Below are 19,963 nucleotides of genomic sequence, written 5' to 3'. Positions count from 1 at the left end.
AGAGGCTGCTATGTATAAAAACTATAAAAATTTGGTATTAGCAACGAGTTTATTCGCACTAATTGTGGTGGCTTTAGGCGCATATACGCGCTTAAGTGATGCAGGGCTTGGTTGCCCAGATTGGCCTGGTTGTTATGGCTTTTTAACCGTACCAAAACACGAGGCCGAGATTGCGCAAGCGATTCAGAGCTACCCCGATATGATATTTGAAACGGCAAAAGCATGGAAAGAAATGATTCATCGCTATTTTGCTGGCACGCTCGGAGTATTAATTTTAGTGTTGTTTATTTTGGCTTTTGTAAAACGCCAGTATCCGACTACGCCTGTAAAATTACCAATGCTATTGCTTTTACTTGTTATTTTTCAGGCCGCGCTAGGTATGTGGACGGTGACTATGAACTTGCAGCCGCTAATTGTGATGGGGCATTTACTCGGAGGGTTTAGCATTTTGGCGTTATTAACGCTTTTGTACTTAAGGCTGACCAGCCAGCCTATTACGGGTGGGGACGCAGGTGCAAAACCCCACTTTAAACTAAGCTTGGTAGCGCTCACGGTACTTATTTTACAAATCGCTCTAGGTGGCTGGTTAGCGGCTAATTATGCCGCGCCACATTGTAATGGTTTGCCGCTATGTAGTTATGCTCAGCCATTTTCGCTCAGTAGTGTTTTTCAGTTACCGTTAGAGCACAGTAATTATGAGTTTGGTGTCTTGTCACAACAAGCGCGTATGTCTATTCATTTGCTGCATCGTATGTGGGCACTAGTTACTTGTATTGTGCTGGCACTTGTTATGTGGCGTATATATAGCCATGCCTATTCACAAAAAATTAAAAGCTGCACAGTAAGTGTATTGGTAGCGTTATTTTGCCAGATAGCGTTGGGGTTAGCAGTTGTGTACTTTCACTTCCCAATTAGTGTTGCGCTGGCGCATAACTTAATGGCTGCCATACTGTTATTAACTATGGTTAGGTTATGTTATTACCTAAAAGTACGTACTTAAAGGGGAATCGTTATGGCACTTACAATTAACAAAAAAGCAATGCAGCCCGTTTATAGCGCATCGTTATTGACTAAAAGTTACCATTTAATCCAAGATTATTTGGCAATCAGTAAATTTAAAGTAGTGGCTATGCTGGTGTTAACGGCATGGGTGGGCTTAGCCCTAGCCCCTGACGTTGGCAGAGGTGTTGGGGTTCAATTCATAAGTTTATTAGGGATTGGCTTACTCTCTGCGGCAGCTGCCGTTATCAATCATGTGGTTGATAGTGAAATTGATAGTAAAATGGCACGTACACGCCACCGCCCAGTCGCCAAAGGACGCTTAAGTAAATTACACGCATTGAGTTTTGCTGCTGTTATTGGCGTGGCAGGGTTTATTATGTTGATGTTGTGGGCAAATACACTCACTGCCATACTTACTTTATTTGCACTTGTAGGTTACGCATTTATTTATACGTCGTTTCTAAAGCGCGCCACGCCACAAAATATAGTGATTGGTGGTTTGGCTGGCGCCATGCCTCCTTTACTTGGTTGGGTGTCTGAAACCAATCAAATGGCAGCCGCTCCTTGGTTGTTGGTTATGATTATATTCACATGGACTCCTCCGCACTTTTGGGCGTTAGCCATCGCGCGCAAAAGTGATTACGAACGCGCTAAAATCCCTATGTTACCTGTGACCCATGGAATCGAATTTTGTAAAACCTGTGTGCTCGCGTACTCAGTGCTATTAGCCATTGTGTGCGTATTACCTTACTTGATAGGTATGTCGGGACTTATTTATTTAAGCGGAGCATGTATTCTTAATATAATTTTTATATACAAAGCAATTAACTTAAAATTTGCCGCTAAAGAAGACACCGCAATGGATTTATTTCGTTTTTCGATTGTTCATTTAATGATACTCTTTGTTATCTTGTTTATAGATAAATGGCTAGTTATATGAAGCAGTTATGGTGTGGGTTAATTGTTTTTTCGGTGCTTTTTTTATCGGCATGTGGTGATAAAAAAAGTTTACAGGATCTTGATGTATTAGTGTACGAAACAGCAAAACCGTTATCTGATTTCTCGTTGAATGATCAACATGGAGAGTTAGTAACCAAACAGCAGTTTTTGGGTCAATGGAACTTAGTCTTTTTAGGCTACACAAGCTGTCCTGATATTTGTCCAATGACGCTTGCTAAGCTCAACAATGTCTATAAAAACTTACAAGCTAATTATCCCGTGCAGGTGTGGTTTATATCTGTTGATCCTAAACGAGATATTGCTCAAAGGCGTAAAGAGTACATAGATTATTTTAACCCTGACTTTTTAGCTGTATCTGGTGAGCATAAAGACCTATTTCCATTTGTACGTGAGTTGGGATTAATTTATGCAATTAGTGATAGTGATGAGTCTGACTATGCGGTGGATCATAGTGCATCTGTTGCACTTGTGGATGGCAGTGGCGCACTAAGAGCTATTTTTAAGCCCGAATTTAAACAAGGAGATGTGCCTTTGGTTAATACTACAAAACTAACGGCAGAATTTATTGAAATTGCAGATTTTTACAAAAACTAGCTTTTAATGGTTTAATGATTTTAAAGGGGCTTTGTGCCCCTTTTTACGTTTTTTAACAGCTGATTTTAATTAATTAGTTATTTTTTAGTCGTTTTTATGGCGTTTTCATTATCTCGGTCTAAGCTTTTGGTATGGATCGAGTTGATAAGGAAAAGCTTAAAAATGCTTAAACTACCAAATGAACTTTCAATTGTTCAAGTTGACGTTTTACATCAAGATTTATTAAGCGAACTTAATAACAGCCGAGATATTTGTCTGGATATTAGCGATGTTATGTCTGCTGATACCGCCTCGGTTCAACTTCTTTGTGCCCTACAAAAACACCTTCTTACTATTAATCAAAAAATTGCCTGGGTTGGCAGCAGTGACGCATTAAAAAATGTCATTGAACAACTCGGTTTAAGTGAATATTTAGCTTCAGAAAGTACTAACTAGAGGTTTATATGAAAAGAATTTTAGCTGTCGATGATTCTGCATCAATGCGCCAAATGGTGAGCTTTACGTTAAAAACAGCAGGGTTTGATGTTACCGAAGCCAAAGATGGCAGCGAGGCATTAGCCATTGCCAAGCAACAAGGTTTTGATGCAGTTATTTCTGATGTAAACATGCCAATTATGGATGGGATCACGCTTATTAGAGAGCTAAGAGGGCTACCAGATTACAAGTTTACACCGCTGCTTATGTTAACTACAGAGTCGGGGATGGATAAAAAAGTAGAAGGTAAAGCTGCAGGGGCAACAGGATGGATTGTAAAACCTTTTAATCCAGATCAGCTATTAGCCGTGCTAAAAAAAGTAATCCGTTAACTTAGGAGTGCACTGTGAGTATTGATTTAAGCCAGTTTTTTGAAGTGTTCTTTGAAGAGAGTTTTGAAGGCCTCGATATAATGGAGACTGAATTACTCAACTTAGTGCCAGGCGAAGAAGACTTAGAAACCATTAATACTATATTTAGAGCTGCCCACTCAATAAAAGGGGGCAGTGCTACTTTTGGGTTCAACTCAATTGCAAATTTTACCCACGTATTAGAAACATTACTGGATCAAATTCGCGAAGGTGAGCGCAATATAACTAGCGAGCACATTAATTTATTACTTAAATCAGTGGATTGCTTAAGGGCTTTGCTAAGTTCGCTAAAAGTACAGGAAGAACCAGATTTAGCCCAAGCAGATACTTTGCGAGAGCAGTTCGAGAAATTACTAGGTATGCCAGCTGGTGAAGAACAAGGTGAAGAAACACATCATGAACAGGTTATAGTTAATACTTACCAGATTGATTTTAAGCCACATTTTCATCTATTTAAAACCGGTAATGAACCTTTGTTTATGATCAGCGAATTAGCCGAGCTTGGTGAGTTAGAAGTACAGGTATTCACCGATGCCATACCTGATATTAAAGAATTATCCAGCGATGAGTGCTTTTTATATTGGCGGTTCTTCTTAAACACTGAGCGAGATGAGCAAGCTATTAAAGAGATTTTTGAATGGGTTGAAGATGATGCAGATATTAAAATTGAGCTGTGTGGAGGCTTATTTAATGATGCTAAAGCCGGATCAGAAGAAGTAATTAACGAATCGGCTATTGAAGTCGAAGTTCCCAAAACTGCTGAGCAACCCAAAGCAAATAAAGCAAAGGCAGTTGCCAATGCGCCCAGTGCAAAAGCTGCACCAGAATCAACCTCTATTCGAGTTGGTATCGATAAGGTTGACTCATTAATTAATATGGTAGGTGAGTTGGTTATTACCCAAGCAATGTTAAATCAGCTTAGCGAACAGGAAATGACAGCCACTGCAGTAACCTCGCTTCAAGAGGGGTTAGCACAACTAGCGCATAATACGCGAGACTTACAAGAAAACGTGATGCGTATTCGTATGCTGCCAATTAATTTTGTGTTTAGTCGCTTTCCACGTTTGGTGCGTGATATTGCTCAAAAGCTCAATAAAGAGGTGGAGTTAAAGCTGATCGGAGAGCAAACCGAGTTAGATAAAACTGTGATGGAAAAAATATCCGATCCCATGGTGCATTTAGTAAGAAACTCACTGGATCATGGTATTGAAACTGTTGAAAAGCGTATTGCAGCAGGTAAAGATCCTGTGGGTAAGGTTACATTAAATGCTTTTCATCAGGGAGGAAATATCGTCATTGAAATTATGGACGATGGCCAAGGCCTTAACACCCAAAAGATTAAAGAAAAAGCGATTGCCAACGAACTCATTGCTAGCGATAGCGAGTTAACAGATGATGAAATTAACGAACTTATATTCATGCCAGGGTTTTCTACTGCTGATGAAGTAAGTGACTTATCTGGCCGGGGTGTGGGTATGGACGTGGTGAAACGCAATATCCAATCATTAAATGGCTCGGTAGAAGTAACATCCGCTGCTGGAATTGGTTCTACCTTTACTATTCGGCTACCGCTTACCTTGGCTATTTTAGATGGGCAATTAGTTAAAGTAGCCAAGCATACTTACATTATTCCACTGATCTCGATTGTAGAATCGCTGCAAATTGATATTGCAAAAGTAAGCCGTGTTGGGAAAGACCTAGATGTACTCAGATTACGTGATGAATACATTCCTATTCTGCGTTTATATGAGATTTTTAACCATCAAGATGCGATTGAATCATTAGATAAGACCTTATTGGTTGTGGTGGAGAACGATAATCAAAAAGTAGGAGTGCTGGTTGATGACTTACTTTCACAACAACAGGTGGTTATAAAAAGCTTGGAGGCTAATTATCACAAAGTGGACGGAGTTTCTGGAGCAACTATTTTAGGTGATGGTCGCGTTTCGTTAATTTTAGATATTAGCGGTTTGATTAAGCTTTCAGGGTTAAAAAAACCTGGTAGCCAAGCATTGAGTATTGAACCATCAGCTACTCTGGAGGATTCATGTTCTCTGAATCAATAGCATTAAATAGCAATATTGAGCTGCAGCGCAAAGAGGGGATTAAGCAGTTTCTTACCTTTATTATGGCTGAAGAAGAATACGGAGTAGATATATTAACGGTGCAAGAAATCCGCAGCTGGGAAGACATAACCGCACTGCCAAATGCCCCTGAGTACGTAAAAGGCGTTATTAATTTACGCGGCACTATAGTGCCCATTATTGATTTACGCTTACGGTTTGGCTTACCCACTATTGCCTATGGGCCGTTAACAGTAGTGATTATTGTAAAAGTAGATTTTGAGCAAGAAAGTAAAGTAATGGGTATTACGGTAGATGCAGTGGCCGATGTTTATAGCATTGCAGAGCAAGATGCTAAAGCTGTGCCGAGTTTAACCCAAACCAATGAAAGTGAATATGTAGCAGGGTTAGTCAATGTAGGCGAAAAAATGGTCGCCCTAATTGATTTGCCAGCAACCATGGATATTTAGCGGTAACAGTAACTAAATAAAGTAAATAACTTAAAGGTGGTGATAAGCATGGGATGGTTTAGTAATTCAAAACAGTCTAAATCAAGCAATGATTTGATCATAAATGCATTGCATAAATCATTAGCAATAATTGAATTTGAGCCTAATGGAAGAATAATTACTGCCAATGTTAATTTTCTTCGTGTAATGGATTACTCACTTGCTGAGGTTCAAGGTCAGCACCACTCTTTATTTGTTAGTCCTAGCGAAGCGAAAAGCGATGAGTACCGTCAGTTTTGGCAGCGATTGAGCGCGGGTGAATTTATTTCAGATGAATTTAAGCGGTTTGGAAAAAATGGTAAAGAAGTATGGATACAAGCCACGTATAACCCTGTTATAGATTCTCAGGGGCAAGTAATTAAAGTGATTAAGTTTGCTACTGAGATCACTTTGCAAAAATTAAAGGCAGCCGAAGCAGCTGGACAAGTTGCAGCAATTCATAAATCGCAAGCGGTAATCGAGTTTGACTTAGATGGCACAGTGATTAATGCCAACAAGAACTTTTTAGCCACATTTGGCTACCAACTTGATGAAATACAGGGTAAGCACCATCGTTTATTTGTTGCACCTGAGTATGCAAATAGTGCGGATTATCAAACTTTCTGGGCCAAACTGGGTAGAGGTGAATACGACCGAGGTGAGTATTTACGATTTGATAAACAAGGCCGTGAAATTTGGATTAATGCTTCTTACAATCCCATTTATGATATGGACGGAAAATTAATAAAAATCATAAAATATGCAACGGACATTAGCGAACAAAAAGAACTAGAAAAAACCTCTAAAAAAACTGCCGACTTAGCCAGCGCCCTAAAAGTATGCCAAGCGAATGTGATGATTGCTGATAATGACTTAAACATTATTTTTGTCAACGAACAAGTTAAGCAAATGCTAAAAGCACGCGAAAGAGATTTGCAATCGGTATTACCTAACTTTGCTGTAAGTGACTTAATCGGCACATGTGTTGATGATTTTCATCAACATCCGGCGCATCAGCGCGAGCTATTAAAAAAATTAGATGCGCCCCATAAAGCGACACTTAAATTAGCTGGTCTTATTTTTGATTTAATTGCTTCGCCATGGTTTAACGAAGAAGGAGAACGTTTAGGAACAATTGTTGAGTGGCAAGATATTACTGATGAAGTATTTAAGGCCGATGCAGAGCGTGCCAGAGCACAGGAAAACTTACGTGTTCGTCGCGCGTTAGACACTGTAGCAACAAACACTATGATTGCAGATGCATCGAATGTGATTGTTTATATGAATGACGCGGTGAAAAATATGATGAGCAATGCTCAAAATGATATACGCATTGATTTACCTAACTTTGATAGCAAAAATCTACTGAATCAAAATATTGATATATTTCATAAAAATCCAGCCCATCAGCAAAATATGTTGGCTAAGTTAACGGATACCTACAACACTGAAATTAAAGTGGGAGGCAGAACCTTTGGCTTAGTTGCTAACCCAATTATTACGCCAGACGATGAGCGCATTGGAACTGTAGTTGAATGGGAAGACAGAACAGCAGAAGTAGCCATAGAAAAAGAGGTTGCTCAGCTGGTCAATGCCGCAAGTAAAGGAGAGTTAAATAGCCGTGTGGTTGAGCAAGGAAAGGATGGCTTTTTCCTACGTTTAGCTCAAGGTCTTAATAGTTTAGTTAAAGTGGTTGACGAAGCGGTAACTGATACTGGCAATATGCTTGATGCCATGGCTACTGGTGATTTATCTAAACGGATTGAAAAACAGTATCACGGCTCGTTTGAAAAACTGAAAACAGATGCAAATGCGACAGCAGATAAGCTAACTGAGGTTATTAATCGAATTAACACATCAGCCACTTTGGTGGCCAGTGGAGCAGAAGAGATTTCACAAGGTAATGCTGATCTAAGTCAGCGCACAGAGGAGCAAGCATCGTCATTAGAGGAGACGGCTTCTAGTATGGAAGAGATGACCAGTACGGTTCGTCAAAATGCTGATAATGCCAAGGTGGCTAATGACTTAGCTGAAGAAACCTGTGATAAAGCAGTTCAAGGTGGCGAGGTTGTGAATAAGGCCGTAACCAGTATGTCTGCAATTAATGAATCGAGTAAAAAAATTGCTGACATCATAGGTGTAATAGACGAAATAGCATTCCAAACAAACCTACTAGCTCTCAATGCTGCTGTAGAAGCTGCAAGAGCAGGTGAGCAAGGCCGAGGTTTTGCGGTTGTTGCGGGTGAAGTGCGTAACTTAGCTCAGCGCTCAGCTGGTGCAGCTAAAGAAATTAAAGAGTTAATTAGAGATAGTGTTGGCAAAGTTGCTGATGGTAGCGCTCTTGTAAATGAATCAGGTGTGACGTTACAGGAGATTGTGGTGTCGGTGAAACGTGTGACACAAATGATAGCTGATATAACTCAGGCCTCTGAAGAGCAAAGTGCAGGGATTGAGCAAGTAAATAAAGCTGTATCGCAAATGGATGAAATGACTCAGCAAAATGCGGCATTGGTTGAAGAGGCATCGGCTGCGGGTGAATCTATGGCAGAGCAGGCTAATGAAATGCGCCGTTTACTGCACTTCTTTTCACTAGGGCAGCAAGATATGGCGGTTGTATCGCCCACCATTCGCACCCCTGAAATAACGCATAAGCAAGAAAATAGCTTTGTTAATAATAAAAGCAAAGGTGAAAACTTTGTAGACTCAGCTGAAGAGTGGGAGGAGTTTTAACCCTATTTTAGATGGTTCAAACAATGAGGTTAGTTTGAATCTATCTTTATATTTATTTGAGAGTGCATAATGAAAGAGTTTTTATTAACGGATAGCGATTTTAAGGAAGTGGCTCATTTAGTGTATAACGCTTGTGGTATTGTACTTGGGGAGCATAAGCGTGAAATGGTTTACTCACGATTAGCAAGGCGAATTCGTGAGCGTAAATTAACAAACTTTTCTAGTTACCTAGATTACTTAAAAAATCATAAGGATCAGGAGTTTGATGCATTTATTAATGCCATTACTACCAATCTAACCTCTTTTTTTCGTGAAATTCATCACTTTGAGTTTATAAAAGAGCAGTTTATACCAACGCTGTTAAAGACAAATAAACAGACTAAGCGCGTTCGCATTTGGTCTGCTGGCTGCTCTACCGGTGAAGAGCCCTACAGTTTAGCTATGACGTTACAAGGGGCTTTCCCAAGTGATTGGGATGTGAAAATTTTAGCTACTGATCTTGATTCTAATGTATTAGCTAAAGCTCAGAGCGGTATTTATACTGCGGCAAATGTGAATGGATTGGATGATGCATTGCTCAAGCGCTGGTTTTTAACTAGCAAAGACGGTCAAAGTTATAAAGTGAAACCCAAGCTACAGCAATGTATTTCATTTAAGCGTTTAAACTTACTCCAAGATTGGCCTATGAAGGGCCCATTTGATTTGATCTTGTGCAGAAATGTAGTGATTTACTTTGATAAAGAGACAAAGGATCAGCTTTTTAACCGTTATGCCGATATTTTAAATAACCAAGGTTATTTATTTTTAGGGCATTCAGAAACCATGGGAAAAGAGCATGTCTTATTTAAAAACTTAGGGAAAACCATGTATCAAAAAGTAGCCCATGCAAACACAATTTAAGCCGGTATTAGCGGGATTTGAGCATATTAAACGCTATTGGGATGCCACGCGAGATCAAGTGGTCGCTAAGGTATTGCCAGGTGAATTTTATGTTTCTAAAAACGATGAGCTGATCACCACCGTGCTCGGGTCGTGTATTGCGGCTTGTGTTTACGACGATAAGCTAGGCATTGGCGGGATCAATCACTTTATGCTACCTATTCAAAAAGGTGAACGAATTGACCAAGCGCATAGTTTAAGTTGTCGTTATGGTAACTGGGCTATGGAATATTTAATTAATGAGGTGCTTAAAAATGGCGCTTCTCGGGCAAACTTAAAAGTAAAACTTTTTGGGGGAGGAAAAATAATTAGCGCAATGACAGATATTGGTATTGGCAATATCAGTTTTGCCAATGCATATATAGTAGAAGAAGCGCTAAACTTAGTGGCGCATGATATGGGCGGACCTTGGCCGCGCAAAATATTCTTTAATCCTCATAATGGAAAAGTACAGGTTAAAAAGCTAAGAAACTTACACAATAACACCATTGAAAAACGTGAAGTGCGTTACTTACATAATCTTGAACAGCAAACTAAAGCCACGGATATAGAACTGTTTTAAGGATAGCTATGATTAGAGTATTAATAATTGATGACTCGGCACTGATCAGGCAATTACTGACAGAGATACTGCAACAGGCAAAAGACATTGTGGTAGTGGGGTGTGCACAAGACCCATACGAAGCCAGAGAGATGATCAAAAAGCATAATCCGGATGTACTAACACTGGATGTTGAAATGCCAAAAATGGACGGCATTAGCTTTTTAAAAAACTTAATGCGCTTAAGGCCTATGCCTGTAGTAATGATTTCCACTCTTACTCAAAAAGGCTCACCTATCACCCTTGAAGCGCTTGAACTGGGTGCGGTTGATTTTATTGCAAAGCCAGTAGTTAATGTTAAACAACAAATGAGCCAATATGCTGATATTGTTCAGCAAAAAGTAAGAGTAGCGGCCAGTGCGCGGGTTCGAGGCCACAAAAAAAATAGTGTTGTAGCTGAACCTATCCCCACTAATGCCGAATTTTTAGTAAATAAAGTGATAGCGATTGGTGCGTCAACAGGGGGAACCGAGGCGATAAAAGAAGTGCTTATACGTATGCCCAAAAATTGCCCTCCAATTGTAATTACTCAGCATATTCCTCCCGTATTCAGCACCTCATTTGCAGAGCGGATGCAGCGTACTTGTACTATTAACGTAAAAGAAGCCCAGCAAGGTGATAAATTGCTAGCAGGTTGCGCTTATATAGCCCCAGGTGGGCTTCATTTACGAATTAATAAACAAGGTAGTGCTTTGTATTGTCAGCTTGATGATGGAGAAGCTGTTAATAGACATAAACCCGCGGTGGATGTTTTATTTGACTCATTACTGGAAATTGGTGCAAAACATATTGTTGCCACACTATTAACCGGTATGGGAAGTGATGGTGCAAAAGGATTACTCGCATTAAAGCAACAAGGTGCATACACGCTTGCGCAAGATGAGTTTTCGTCAGTGGTATGGGGTATGCCTAAAGCTGCTATTGATATGGGGGCAGCAAATGAAGTGGTACCGCTGGAGAAAATGACCCAGCGGTTATTAAATCAAGTTATAAAAAAGTAAAACTTAGTTGATCACCCAAGGCTGCGAAAACCAATAATAACTGCCAGCTTGTTTTATTGACGGAGCGGTACAATTAAAGCGTGAGCGGCCTTTATTAAGTTGCTTTGGTGATGTTACCTCAACTGTATTATCGTCTAACCAATCTAAATTAGCTTGACCAACGCTTGATACATAACAGGCAAATTGACTCTTATGAAAGTCATCTGTCTTAAGTTTTATAGTGAGTGATGGTGGATTTCGTGAAGTGACACTATCTTCATAGGTTAGCTTATTAATAGTAAAGGCAGTCGAATTTATCTTGGTAATTAACGTCTCTAGCTTGCTATAAAAACCAGAGGCAGGGAAGCGCGGTAAGCGGCTAAAGTCAGAGTGTTGATTAACGGCTCCTGAGTGTTGGCCAATACCAATAAAACCTAATTCAGTGACGAGTGCTTGCAGTTGATTGTTAAACTCTCCGTATGGATAGGCAAGGTATTTGTAATCGTGACCTATTTCCTCTTTGATGCGCTGTTGAGAACTAAGAATGTCTTTTTTAGTGCGTTCGCGCCATTGGCTAGGCGTTTCATTCTTGCGCTTTCTATGTAGGTAGTTATGCTCGGCACTATGATTAGCAATAAGCGCTCCTTTTTTAGCAAGTTCTCTGAGCTTATCCCACCCCATAACGTAACCCGCCTGTTCATCAATGAGTTTTGGGTTTACAAAAATAGTGTACGGATAGCCAAACTTCTCTAGGATAGGGGCAGCTTGGTCGTAATTATTGTTGTAACCATCATCAAAGGTAATCGCGATTGTTTTGTTCTCTAAAGCCTTACCTTGTTGTAATGCACTAATCAGCTCATTTAATGGAATAACGTTAAAGTTATGCTCTTTTAAATAATTTAAGTGTTTAGTAAAAGTATTGGCGCTCACGCTGGTGACAGCGGGAAGGGTTTCACTGACGTGATGATACTGTAGAATAACAGCTGCTTGCGCGCGCAAAGAACCACAAATCAGGAATAATAATACTAAATGAAACAATTTCTTATACATAATAAAGCACACCATAAAAGCTTGTTGTTGTTAGCCGGTCCGATGATATTATCAAATATTACCGTCCCGTTGTTAGGAATTGTTGATACTGCAGTGATTGGTCATTTGGGGAGCGCGCATTATTTAGCCGGTATTGCTTTGGGTTCAACTGTGATCTCTATTTTATTTTGGCTTGCTGGTTTTTTAAGAATGAGTACTACTGGGCTGGTGGCTCAGGCTTATGGTAAAAATGATTTAACTCAGCTGGCAGCCTTACTCAAACGCAGTTTGTTATTGGCCAGTAGCGTAGCTTTAATTCTGATTTTATTATCCCCCCTTATAAAACACGCTATTGCTTATTTATCTGCTGCCAATAGTGATGTGCTCAATGAAGCCTATCGCTATTTTAGTATTCGTATTTTTAGCGCCCCAGCAGCGCTATGTAATTTAGTTTTATTAGGCTGGATGTTGGGCGTTCATTATGGGCGAGGGCCATTTTACTTACTGTTAGTCACTAACATTACTAATATTGTGCTCGATATTTATTTTGTAGTGTACCTTGATTGGGCGGTTGCTGGGGCTGCGTGGGCATCACTTATCGCTGACTATATTGCACTTGTGTTTGCTTTATTGCTAGTGGCTCAACTTGCTAAAAAGCATGGTATGAGTTTGGCTGTAGCAAATTGGTTTAGTGTAGAAAAAATGGCAGGACTACTGAGCTTAAACCGCGATATTTTTATTCGTTCTTTAGTACTGCAATTATGTTTTAGTTTTATGACCTTTTATGCAGCCCGCCTCGGTGAAACAACACTGGCCGCCAATGCCGTCCTACTCAATTTTTTAATGTTAGTTAGCTTTGCACTTGATGGAATTGCCTATGCAAGTGAGGCCAAAGTGGGTCAAGCTAAAGGTCAACAAAGTGTTGAGAAGATAAGGCTATGGGTAAAAATCAGTGTATTTTGGGGGATGATATTTGGCGTTTTGTATAGTGTGTTTTTTGTAGTTTTTGGCAGCAGTATTATTAAGCTATTAACGAATGTACCAGAGGTTATTGACGAGGCTATTCACTATTTACCTTGGGTAATAGTATTGCCTATTCTAGCTATGAGCTGCTTTTTGTTCGATGGTATTTTTGTTGGTCTGACCCGCGCTAAAGCGATGCGAAACAGTATGTTGCTTTCAGCGATTGTAGGCTTCTTTGGGGTGTTTTGGCTATTTCAGGACTGGCAAAATAATGGTTTATGGTTAGCTATGAGTTGTTTTATGCTTATGCGAGGCGTTACGCTTATCGTTAAATATCAACAACTAAAAGCTAATAATCAATTACTTAAATAAGCGAGTTGATATAAACCGTTACTTCCACAGATCGGGGTCGTTATTTTTTGAAGGGATGTTTTTTAATACTTGAGAGAAGCGGTTAGCAAAAATACCCGCATAGCCCCAAAAGGCAAAAAATAAAGCGGGGGCTAAAATAACCAAGCCAATAACTTGTAAACTGTAATGGCTGTAATAGCCCACAACGATAAACATCACGGCCAGCACAAACAGTGCTAGACCGCGAAAAAAGCGCTTTAAACTCAACTTAGGGTCACTCCCTAAGCGGTAAATAAGTGGCTTTAGCATAATGAATTAATGCTTAGTAGTAAGAATGCTCGCCTGCTTCATGATCGGTAATGTCAGACACACCGGTGATTTCATCAAACTTAGTAATCATCTCTTTTTCAATGCCTTCTTTTAGTGTGACATCGATCATAGAACACCCATTACAACCACCACCAAACTGAAGTACAGCAACACCAGCTGCAGTGATCTCTACCAAGCTAACTTGGCCGCCATGGTTGGCAAGTTGTGGGTTTACTTCGGTTTCTAGCATGTGTTGCACACGCTCATTCAAGCTGGCATCTTCACCTAGTTTACGTGCTTTAGCATTAGGTGCTTTAAGGGTTAGCTGCGTGCCCATTTTGTCGGTAACAAAATCAATTTCGGCTTCGGCTAAAAAAGGCGCGCTTTCAGCATCAACAACTGCATCAAAGCCGTTAAAATTTAGGCGAATATCGCTCTCTTCTACCGCGTCTTCTGGACAATAAGAAACACCACATTCAGCTTGTGATGTACCAGGGTTAACAACAAACACACGAATATTCGTTTGTTGAGATTGATCTGCTAATAGCTTAGCAAAATGCGCTTGCGCTGTTTCGGAAATAGAAATCATAATACCGTCTATACTTGACTAAATTACTCGGATACTGCATATCATACTCCGCTCATCGTGTTGCGGCTAGTGTTGAGCGTAAAAAGTTGGCATCTATTTTAAGCAATGGTAGCGTGCAATTAACAAACATTTTTAGAGTGATTTATATGCGCTTCATATTAACAGTAATGGTGGTACTGGCCAGTTTTTCAAGTATGGCAAAGCCCCTGTCTTATTATTTTGAGCAACAGGTTGAATTTGATTCTACCATACCAACACCACAAGAGGTGCTGGGGTATCAAGTGGGTGAGTGGCATGTAAGGCATGACCAACTTGTTCGCTACATGGAAATTTTAGCTCAAAAAAGCGATCGAATTAATTTTGAAGTAATAGGCCGTACTCATGAGCAGCGCCCGTTAGTTATGCTAACGATTACTGCGGCTCACAAATTAAAAAATATAGAAAAAACTCGTCAAGCGCATTTAGCTCGCCTAAATAATTCAAACAATAAAACAGCGGAGCAGCCAAGTGTTGTATGGATGGGTTACAGTGTTCATGGGAACGAATCATCAGGTAGTAATACAGCTTTACTAGTCGCTTATTATTTAGCGGCAGCGCAAGGCGATGAAATAAATGAGCTACTTAACAACACGGTTATTTTACTCGACCCGTCGCTTAACCCAGATGGACTAGCACGTTTTGCAAATTGGGCTAATAGTAATCGTGGAATGAACTTATCGTCAGATCCGCAAACCCGAGAGCATGTAGAGAGCTGGCCAAGCAGCCGTACAAACCATTATTGGTTTGATTTAAACCGTGATTGGTTATTGTTACAGCACCCAGAGTCGCGGGCTCGCATTGCTAAGTTTCATTATTGGAAGCCTAATGTTTTAACTGACTTTCATGAAATGGGGCCAAATAGTAGCTACTTTTTTCAACCGGGTATCCCAAGTCGTAAACACCCAATTACCCCTGAAGAAAATGTAAGCTTAACCAAAGCGATTGCAAATTATCACGCTAAAACATTAGATGAAAACAACGCGTTATACTTCACCGAAGAAAGCTTTGATGACTTTTATTATGGCAAAGGCTCTACCTACCCCGATGTAAATGGTGGTGTGGGTATTTTATTTGAACAAGCAAGTTCTCGTGGCCATATTCAAGAAACGATTAATGGCCCGCTAACTTTTGCGTTTACGATTAAAAACCAACTGTTAACGAGCTTATCAACGTTTAAAGCGGCGATTGATAACCGCCAAGCTTTGCTAGAGTACCAAGCTAACTTTTATAACAAAGCGGTTGAGCTTGCCAAAGATGAAGACTATCAAGGCTATATTGTTCAAGCAGATGAAGATCACACCCGTACTAACGATTTTTTAAGCATACTTAAACAACATCAAATTAATGCCTACTCAGTGAAAGAAGGGCTAAAAGCTGAAGGTAAAAACTTTACCGCTAATAGTTATTTTGTGCCGCTTGCACAACCACAATATCGATTAGTTAAAGCTATTTTTAGTGAGCAACAAAACTTTGCCGATAACACCTTTTACGATGTATCGGGTTGGACATTAGCGCATGCGTTTAATTTACCATTTGCTAAAGTAAACAGCCGCTGGGGATTAGAGGTAGAAAAAACAGCTTGGCAAAAAGCAAAGCAGCCTGATTTAGCGCCACTGACTAAAAATTACGCCTATGGATTTGCATGGAATGACATGCAAGCTCCCAAAATGCTCAATAGTCTGTTACAGCAAGGCATTAAAGCTCGTGTTGCATTAAAACCATTAACAGCAGTATCAACCAATGCAGAAGTAAACTTTGACGCAGGTAGCATTATTATTCCAGCAGGACTTCAAACTGACACCAACTGGGTGGCAAAGCTGAACCAAGCACAAAGCCAGTTTGGGATTGAAGTTAAACCAATTACTACCGGTTTAACTAGTAAAGGTGCTGATTTAGGGTCTCGCTCTATGGCTGTGGTTTCTACACCTAAAGTGTTATTGGTTGGTGGTAAAGGCGTGAGCCAATATGAAGCGGGTGAAGTGTGGTACTACCTAGACCGTTTTGTGGGTGTAGCGCCAACCATTGTTGAAATGGAGCGTTTAGCGTCTTTAGAGCTCAGTAATTACAGCCATATTGTGTTGCCACATGGTAATTATTCTACTTTATCTGATTCCGATAAAGTTGCTATAAAAAGCTGGGTAAGGAAAGGTGGTGTTATTTGGGGGCACAAAGGCGGAGCTAAGTTTTTAGCCGATCAACAGCTATTAAAAGCAAGCTACTTATCGCGTAGAGATGTGGCTAGTGCATTTGATACTCAAGGTTTAAAGTATGCAGACAAAGACCACCTAGCAGGTCGTCAGCGTATTGCAGGTGCGATATTTAATACCAAGGTAGATACAACTCACCCACTAATGTTTTCATTTAAGCGTGACACACTACCCGTATTTAAAAATAGTACTTGGCTACTTGAAGCCTCGCAAGCACCATTTGTAAATATACTTACCTATACACAGCATCCGCTACTTGCTGGTTTTTCTGATGCAATAAATGTAGAGCAAGTGGCTGGTGGGGCAGCGTTAATGGCACACTCTTATGGTCGAGGTAGTGTTATTGCGATGACAGATAACCCTGTATTTAGAGGGTACTGGTATGGTACCAGCCGATTATTAAGTAATGCTTTATTTTTTGGTCACACCTTTCGCGTGAGTGGAAACTAACACGCCCTAAAGTGGCGTTAAGCACGTGGTAAATGCCCATACGTGTTTAGCGCCGACTTCTCTTAACGATAAGGTGGCTGCATTAAGAGTTGCTCCTGTAGTCATAATATCGTCGATAATTACTACCGTTTTTCCCTCTAAATTAATTTTGCATGAAAAAGCCTGCTGTAAATTTTTGACCCTTTTGGCTTTGCTTAATTGTGATTGTGCCGAGGTGTGTTTATGGCGAAGTAACGCATTATTTAACACCTTATTTGACGCCAAACAGGGTTGCCATACTTGGGTGACTTGATTAAACCCACGCGTTAAAAAGCGCGCTTTATGTAAAGGTAAAATTATAAATGCATCAACAGCGACAGGGTGTTTAGTCATAAAAACACTAAGTTGTTTTTTTATGACTTGCTGTAGTGCTTTTTTATAATGGATTTGATTATTAAATTTAAGCTGCTTTAACCATAAATCAAAAGGGGGCTGGTAAAAAGCACAGGCAAACAGCTTTTCAAAGTTGCAGTTAGGAAACATTTCTACAATATCAGGGCGGTAAAATAAATTGTCATGCTCGGCCAAATCTAGCAATGGCAAGTCATCTAAACAAAATTGACACAGTCCCATTGAGCTATGAATCTGACTTTGACATAACACACAGTAAGAGGGGAATAGCCAATCACTTAGGCTGAGTTTCATTCGCTGATGATCCTCATTACAAACTCCTTTTAAAGCGCTATCATAGAACTCAAGTTTGGTTAAGGTTAGGCAAATATGCAAAATGAATGTGTGTTGTTACATGGTTGGGGAATGAGCCGAGGTGTGTGGCAGTTAATAAAACCAGAATTAGAGTTTTTATATTCAGGTAAAGTGCGCTGTTTGGATTTACCCGGTTATGGTGATAATAACGCCTCTTTAAGCCCATATACATTACACGATGCTGCAAAGCAGGTGAGTGAGCAGTTAAAGCCACAATCGGTACTAATGGGGTGGTCTTTAGGTGGGTTGTTTGCTATTTATATTGCCAAACATTGGCCAGAAAAAGTATCAAAAGTCATTTTAGTTGCCTCAACGCCCTTTTTTGCAGAGCAATTACCATGGGCTGGCATTAAGCCTAAAGTATTAACACAGTTCAAAGAGCAGTTGTTGCAAGAGCGTTCAAAAACGATAGAGCGCTTTTTGGCAATTCAGGCAATGGGCAGTGAGTCGGCTCGCGATGATGTAAAACAGTTAAAGCAGTTATTGAGTCAGTCATCGCCTCCGAATAACGAGGCTTTAAGTGCAGGGCTAGACATATTGCAAAATGAAGATTTACGCGAATTATTTGCTCAATGCCCAGTGACTATTCGCGGCATTTTTGGGCGCTTAGACTCTCTCGTTCCTTATCGGGCCATTGAGAAAATGGTGGCACTTAATGCTGACTTTGAGTACGAAGTGATAGACAAAGCATCACATGCGCCTTTCATTTCTCATAAAAGTGAATTTTTATCTGCCGTTAAATCAATGCTTTGAAGCAAAGCCATGATTACTGCGGTTTAAAGCTTTATTTTGCGTGATTTTTGAGCGATAATTAAACAATATTTATTTGCTGGAGGTTTATTATTATGCCAATAGGATCTGTATTCAATAGTGGTGTTGAAGGGTTTAATAGAGCCAGTCAAGGAATTGAAAAAGCCAGCGCTGAGATTAATCGTGCCAGCATAGAGCAGCAAGACGACTCTCAACTAGCGCAGCAACGTCAATTAACGGCCGCTCGCCCTGAAGAAGCAGTCACCGCGCCAGTATCTCAACCTGCACGAATTGATGATGCGTTAGTAAACTTAAAAGTTGAAGAGTTTAATGCTAAGGCAAACACGCAATCTATCCAAACTGCAGATGACGTATTAGGCACTTTAGTTGATATTAAAGTGTAATTTCTCATGAATATTGTCACGCCGTTTCCGTCTATTAATATAAACACCGCAAATGTTTATACGGAGACTGCTCGGCGTGACAACCAGCTACGTGAAGTCATTCCCCCAGCCGCTGCAAACACCGCAGGTAGCACAGAAAACAAAGCTCAAAGTGATGCAGAAAAAGCTAAGCTGCCAGGAAATAGCGACAGCTCAACTTATACTGCGAGTGGCAAAATTGTAGACGATAAAACGATTGCGCAACGCGAAGGTAATGCGGATAGTGATCAGGATGATGCCGAGCAAGAAAAACAACAAGCTGCAGAAGAAGTAAGTGAGCAAGAAGAACTGCAACTTGAGCAAGAACTACAACAAATTAAAGAACTAAAAGCCCGTGATACTGAAGTACGGATGCACGAGCAAGCGCATGCCGCAGTGGGTGGACAATATGCGGGCTCTCCGAGCTACGAATACCAAAGAGGTCCTGATGGGACCAATTATGCGGTAGGTGGTGAAGTACCGATAGATGTTGGGGTTATCAATGGCGACCCTCAAGCAACTATTGATAAAATGCAAACGGTACGTGCTGCAGCACTCGCGCCGGCTGAGCCTTCAGGTGCCGATAGGGCAATTGCGGCAGATGCCACTCAAAAGATAGCCGCAGCACAAGCTGAGTTAGCTTCAGCTGATGACGAAGATAGCAGCGAAGATAAAAGCAGAGTCAGTGCGTCGTTTTCTAACAGTGAAAGTTCAGAAGTAAAAACTGCTAAAAGCGAAGAGCAATCGCGTGATGTTGAAGTAGAAGCACGTGCTGGGCGCATTGCTAGTTTTTATCAACTGGCTACATCACCTGCGACGCAAAGCCAATTCTCAGCACAAATTTAAATTAAACTTTATATTTAATAGCCATAAAAAAAACCGCCTAAGCGGTTTTTTTATGGGGTCAT

At 40.4% G+C, this 19,963-nt stretch carries 20 protein-coding genes; 16 read left to right on the top strand and 4 right to left on the bottom strand.

Annotated elements, in window-relative coordinates:
* Positions 1 to 10 precede the first annotated feature (10 nt).
* The 11 genes from AB8618_RS14925 (at position 11) to AB8618_RS14875 (ending at position 11,223) form a co-directional block, all read left to right on the top strand.
* Positions 11 to 1,000, top strand: coding sequence for a COX15/CtaA family protein (locus tag AB8618_RS14925; RefSeq protein ID WP_413400938.1), 990 nt, complete (start codon positions 11 to 13; stop codon positions 998 to 1,000).
* 12 nt (positions 1,001 to 1,012) lie between these two features.
* Positions 1,013 to 1,942, top strand: a complete 930-nt coding sequence (gene cyoE / locus AB8618_RS14920) for a heme o synthase (protein ID WP_413400937.1) — start codon at positions 1,013 to 1,015, stop codon at positions 1,940 to 1,942.
* Complete coding sequence (locus AB8618_RS14915; protein WP_413400936.1) at positions 1,939 to 2,556, top strand: SCO family protein; 618 nt, start codon at positions 1,939 to 1,941, stop codon at positions 2,554 to 2,556. Before cyoE ends, AB8618_RS14915 begins: the two co-directional genes overlap by 4 nt.
* Positions 2,557 to 2,718: 162 nt before the next feature.
* The gene (locus AB8618_RS14910) at positions 2,719 to 2,991 is read left to right on the top strand and encodes an STAS domain-containing protein (RefSeq protein ID WP_138608351.1); all 273 of its coding nucleotides are present in this window, start codon (positions 2,719 to 2,721) and stop codon (positions 2,989 to 2,991) included.
* Between the two features lie 8 nt (positions 2,992 to 2,999).
* Positions 3,000 to 3,362 (top strand): response regulator, encoded by a 363-nt coding sequence (locus tag AB8618_RS14905; protein WP_008115349.1) that lies wholly within the window; start codon positions 3,000 to 3,002, stop codon positions 3,360 to 3,362.
* Between the two features lie 14 nt (positions 3,363 to 3,376).
* On the top strand, positions 3,377 to 5,467 hold the full coding sequence (locus tag AB8618_RS14900; RefSeq protein ID WP_413400935.1) for a chemotaxis protein CheA: 2,091 nt from the start codon (positions 3,377 to 3,379) through the stop codon (positions 5,465 to 5,467).
* Positions 5,449 to 5,934 (top strand): chemotaxis protein CheW, encoded by a 486-nt coding sequence (locus AB8618_RS14895; protein WP_409424130.1) that lies wholly within the window; start codon positions 5,449 to 5,451, stop codon positions 5,932 to 5,934. The genes AB8618_RS14900 and AB8618_RS14895 overlap by 19 nt, the downstream gene beginning before the upstream one ends.
* A 48-nt stretch (positions 5,935 to 5,982) precedes the next feature.
* A complete protein-coding gene (locus AB8618_RS14890) occupies positions 5,983 to 8,682 on the top strand; it encodes a methyl-accepting chemotaxis protein (RefSeq protein WP_413400934.1) in 2,700 nt (899 codons plus the stop codon).
* Between the two features lie 69 nt (positions 8,683 to 8,751).
* Complete coding sequence (locus AB8618_RS14885) at positions 8,752 to 9,582, top strand: CheR family methyltransferase (RefSeq protein WP_131691797.1); 831 nt, start codon at positions 8,752 to 8,754, stop codon at positions 9,580 to 9,582.
* Positions 9,566 to 10,183, top strand: a complete 618-nt coding sequence (gene cheD, locus AB8618_RS14880) for a chemoreceptor glutamine deamidase CheD (protein WP_409424128.1) — start codon at positions 9,566 to 9,568, stop codon at positions 10,181 to 10,183. The genes AB8618_RS14885 and cheD overlap by 17 nt, the downstream gene beginning before the upstream one ends.
* Before the next feature lie 8 nt (positions 10,184 to 10,191).
* Positions 10,192 to 11,223, top strand: coding sequence for a protein-glutamate methylesterase/protein-glutamine glutaminase (locus tag AB8618_RS14875; protein ID WP_409424127.1), 1,032 nt, complete (start codon positions 10,192 to 10,194; stop codon positions 11,221 to 11,223).
* A gap of 3 nt (positions 11,224 to 11,226) precedes the next feature.
* Here the strand turns inward: AB8618_RS14875 and AB8618_RS14870 are convergent, their stop codons facing one another.
* Positions 11,227 to 12,252 carry a polysaccharide deacetylase family protein gene (locus AB8618_RS14870; RefSeq protein ID WP_413400933.1) on the bottom strand — a complete coding sequence of 342 codons (1,026 nt, stop codon included), beginning with the start codon at positions 12,250 to 12,252 and terminating at the stop codon, positions 11,227 to 11,229.
* On the opposite strand from AB8618_RS14870, the gene AB8618_RS14865 reads away from it, so the two are divergent.
* Positions 12,232 to 13,566, top strand: coding sequence for an MATE family efflux transporter (locus tag AB8618_RS14865; RefSeq protein ID WP_413400932.1), 1,335 nt, complete (start codon positions 12,232 to 12,234; stop codon positions 13,564 to 13,566). The genes AB8618_RS14870 and AB8618_RS14865 overlap by 21 nt on opposite strands.
* An 18-nt stretch (positions 13,567 to 13,584) precedes the next feature.
* Here the strand turns inward: AB8618_RS14865 and AB8618_RS14860 are convergent, their stop codons facing one another.
* Both AB8618_RS14860 and nfuA read right to left on the bottom strand, forming a co-directional pair.
* The gene (locus AB8618_RS14860; RefSeq protein ID WP_413400931.1) at positions 13,585 to 13,854 is read right to left on the bottom strand and encodes a hypothetical protein; all 270 of its coding nucleotides are present in this window, start codon (positions 13,852 to 13,854) and stop codon (positions 13,585 to 13,587) included.
* A gap of 13 nt (positions 13,855 to 13,867) precedes the next feature.
* Positions 13,868 to 14,443, bottom strand: a complete 576-nt coding sequence (gene nfuA, locus AB8618_RS14855; protein ID WP_413400930.1) for a Fe-S biogenesis protein NfuA — start codon at positions 14,441 to 14,443, stop codon at positions 13,868 to 13,870.
* A gap of 146 nt (positions 14,444 to 14,589) precedes the next feature.
* On the opposite strand from nfuA, the gene AB8618_RS14850 reads away from it, so the two are divergent.
* Positions 14,590 to 17,139 carry a M14 metallopeptidase family protein gene (locus AB8618_RS14850; protein WP_413400929.1) on the top strand — a complete coding sequence of 850 codons (2,550 nt, stop codon included), beginning with the start codon at positions 14,590 to 14,592 and terminating at the stop codon, positions 17,137 to 17,139.
* A 6-nt stretch (positions 17,140 to 17,145) separates the two neighbouring features.
* On the opposite strand, the gene AB8618_RS14845 is transcribed toward AB8618_RS14850, so the two are convergent.
* Positions 17,146 to 17,823, bottom strand: coding sequence for a ComF family protein (locus AB8618_RS14845; protein ID WP_409424122.1), 678 nt, complete (start codon positions 17,821 to 17,823; stop codon positions 17,146 to 17,148).
* 75 nt (positions 17,824 to 17,898) lie between these two features.
* On the opposite strand from AB8618_RS14845, the gene bioH reads away from it, so the two are divergent.
* From bioH to AB8618_RS14830, 3 genes are all read left to right on the top strand, one after another.
* On the top strand, positions 17,899 to 18,636 hold the full coding sequence (gene bioH / locus AB8618_RS14840) for a pimeloyl-ACP methyl ester esterase BioH (protein WP_413400928.1): 738 nt from the start codon (positions 17,899 to 17,901) through the stop codon (positions 18,634 to 18,636).
* 92 nt (positions 18,637 to 18,728) lie between these two features.
* Positions 18,729 to 19,037, top strand: coding sequence for a hypothetical protein (locus tag AB8618_RS14835; RefSeq protein ID WP_008112879.1), 309 nt, complete (start codon positions 18,729 to 18,731; stop codon positions 19,035 to 19,037).
* A 6-nt stretch (positions 19,038 to 19,043) separates the two neighbouring features.
* Complete coding sequence (locus tag AB8618_RS14830) at positions 19,044 to 19,901, top strand: putative metalloprotease CJM1_0395 family protein (protein ID WP_413400927.1); 858 nt, start codon at positions 19,044 to 19,046, stop codon at positions 19,899 to 19,901.
* Positions 19,902 to 19,963 lie beyond the last annotated feature (62 nt).

The organism is Pseudoalteromonas sp. RW-H-Ap-1 (genome assembly GCF_048318575.1).
In the GTDB taxonomy this organism is placed as follows: Bacteria; Pseudomonadota; Gammaproteobacteria; order Enterobacterales; family Alteromonadaceae; genus Pseudoalteromonas.
The sequence above is the reverse complement of the archived record's forward strand: the minus strand, read 5'-3'. Positions and strand labels throughout refer to the sequence as shown.

Bases quoted from the DNA above. Each gene is read 5' to 3' on its own strand.
- AB8618_RS14925 (WP_413400938.1), top strand. From the start codon at position 11: ATGTATAAAAACTATAAAAATTTGGTATTAGCAACGAGTTTATTCGCA.
- cyoE (WP_413400937.1), top strand. From the start codon at position 1,013: ATGGCACTTACAATTAACAAAAAAGCAATGCAGCCCGTTTATAGCGCA.
- AB8618_RS14915 (WP_413400936.1), top strand. From the start codon at position 1,939: ATGAAGCAGTTATGGTGTGGGTTAATTGTTTTTTCGGTGCTTTTTTTA.
- AB8618_RS14910 (WP_138608351.1), top strand. From the start codon at position 2,719: ATGCTTAAACTACCAAATGAACTTTCAATTGTTCAAGTTGACGTTTTA.
- AB8618_RS14905 (WP_008115349.1), top strand. From the start codon at position 3,000: ATGAAAAGAATTTTAGCTGTCGATGATTCTGCATCAATGCGCCAAATG.
- AB8618_RS14895 (WP_409424130.1), top strand. From the start codon at position 5,449: ATGTTCTCTGAATCAATAGCATTAAATAGCAATATTGAGCTGCAGCGC.
- AB8618_RS14890 (WP_413400934.1), top strand. From the start codon at position 5,983: ATGGGATGGTTTAGTAATTCAAAACAGTCTAAATCAAGCAATGATTTG.
- AB8618_RS14885 (WP_131691797.1), top strand. From the start codon at position 8,752: ATGAAAGAGTTTTTATTAACGGATAGCGATTTTAAGGAAGTGGCTCAT.
- cheD (WP_409424128.1), top strand. From the start codon at position 9,566: ATGCAAACACAATTTAAGCCGGTATTAGCGGGATTTGAGCATATTAAA.
- AB8618_RS14875 (WP_409424127.1), top strand. From the start codon at position 10,192: ATGATTAGAGTATTAATAATTGATGACTCGGCACTGATCAGGCAATTA.
- AB8618_RS14865 (WP_413400932.1), top strand. From the start codon at position 12,232: ATGAAACAATTTCTTATACATAATAAAGCACACCATAAAAGCTTGTTG.
- AB8618_RS14870 (WP_413400933.1), bottom strand. From the start codon at position 12,252: ATGTATAAGAAATTGTTTCATTTAGTATTATTATTCCTGATTTGTGGT.
- AB8618_RS14860 (WP_413400931.1), bottom strand. From the start codon at position 13,854: ATGCTAAAGCCACTTATTTACCGCTTAGGGAGTGACCCTAAGTTGAGT.
- nfuA (WP_413400930.1), bottom strand. From the start codon at position 14,443: ATGATTTCTATTTCCGAAACAGCGCAAGCGCATTTTGCTAAGCTATTA.
- AB8618_RS14850 (WP_413400929.1), top strand. From the start codon at position 14,590: ATGCGCTTCATATTAACAGTAATGGTGGTACTGGCCAGTTTTTCAAGT.
- AB8618_RS14845 (WP_409424122.1), bottom strand. From the start codon at position 17,823: ATGAAACTCAGCCTAAGTGATTGGCTATTCCCCTCTTACTGTGTGTTA.
- bioH (WP_413400928.1), top strand. From the start codon at position 17,899: ATGCAAAATGAATGTGTGTTGTTACATGGTTGGGGAATGAGCCGAGGT.
- AB8618_RS14835 (WP_008112879.1), top strand. From the start codon at position 18,729: ATGCCAATAGGATCTGTATTCAATAGTGGTGTTGAAGGGTTTAATAGA.
- AB8618_RS14830 (WP_413400927.1), top strand. From the start codon at position 19,044: ATGAATATTGTCACGCCGTTTCCGTCTATTAATATAAACACCGCAAAT.